Here is a 1,190-nt window from a genome sequence, read left to right on the forward strand (position 1 = left end):
CCGGAGTTGCAACGCAGCAGAGTGACTGGTCACTTAGTCAGAAAATATGGTTTCATTTGGTTAACTACTTATATACCTTATAAAAAATCAAGCCTGCTAAATGGATTAGATAAACTTAAACTTCAGCTTGGTTGGATAATCCTCGGTGTATTAAGTCATATCAATGGGTTATTGGTATATAAATAAAGCCCATAGTACTTTTGCCGATGTTTTACCTGATAGCTGACTATCAGGATAATGATATGCACATAGACTTGGGTAATGGTTACTGCCTCAGAAGATTTCTTTATGGTGATGCAATCTCTCTGGCCAAACATGGTAATAACTTTAAAATAGCCAGAAACCTTCGGGATACTTTCCCGCATCCCTATACCATAGAGCATGCAAGGGCCTGGGTTCAGCATGTAAAGGAACATGAGACCAGAACCCGCTTTGCTATTGACTTTGGTGGTGAAGCTATTGGTGAAATCGGGTTTGTCGTGCAACTGGATGTTCATCGCTTTGGCGCAGAGATTGGCTTTTGGGTTTCAGAAGATCATTGGGGCAAAGGCATTATGACCGCTGCACTTTCTTATGTCTGCCAGTATGCATTTGATGAAATGGGGCTGGTTCGTATTTTTGCTGATGTACAGGCTCGCAATGATGGCTCTCGCCGTGTGCTGGAAAAGTGTGGTTTTGAGCTTGAAGGTGTGATGAAAAAGCATGTTTATAAAGAAGAGCAATTTATTGACCAACTGGTCTTCGCTTTAGTTCGTTAATTGTTCTTTTTTCGCCACTTCCCTTATTTAGTCTCATCACTTCTTCCTCTTTTGAGGGCTGAAGTGATGCTGTAGTCAAGTAGCTAACCATATGAATTATATGTTTCTGGCTCCTTGTGGCGTACTCCCGGCAACTGCTCCTGCGTTGCTCTGGCTCCTGCATCCACTTCGTTACAACTGCGGTCACATAGTAACGGCGATGCTCCCTCCGTTGTGCCTCACATAGTACCAGCCCAAGTAGCCAGAAATATTCGATTCTATATGATGGCCAGCTGCTTAAGGTAATAACAATCCTCAAAATCTTTGCCCTTACTTTTTTATGCCCTCTCTGGATAGTGTCAATCAGCTTTCAGTAGTCAAACCTGAATTCAGCAGTTGAACCTAATAAGGAATTGTCTAAAAACAACTTTCCTAATATGGACGGTATTACAC

General features: G+C 42.1%; 2 protein-coding genes. Both read left to right on the forward strand.

From position 1 onward, the window contains the following. The coding region (locus KDK14_RS15720) for a hypothetical protein (RefSeq protein WP_257266122.1) at positions 1-186 on the forward strand (186 nt) is incomplete at its 5' end. Between the two features lie 56 nt (positions 187-242). Continuing rightward, a complete protein-coding gene (locus tag KDK14_RS15725) occupies positions 243-758 on the forward strand; it encodes a GNAT family N-acetyltransferase (RefSeq protein ID WP_257266123.1) in 516 nt (171 codons plus the stop codon). Positions 759-1,190 lie beyond the last annotated feature (432 nt).

Source organism: Endozoicomonas sp. ONNA2 (genome assembly GCF_024606365.1).
Taxonomy (GTDB): domain Bacteria; phylum Pseudomonadota; class Gammaproteobacteria; order Pseudomonadales; family Endozoicomonadaceae; genus Endozoicomonas.

What these genes read in the sequence shown, in the direction of transcription:
- KDK14_RS15725 (WP_257266123.1), top strand. Translation starts at nt 243, where the DNA reads ATGCACATAGACTTGGGTAATGGTTACTGCCTCAGAAGATTTCTTTAT.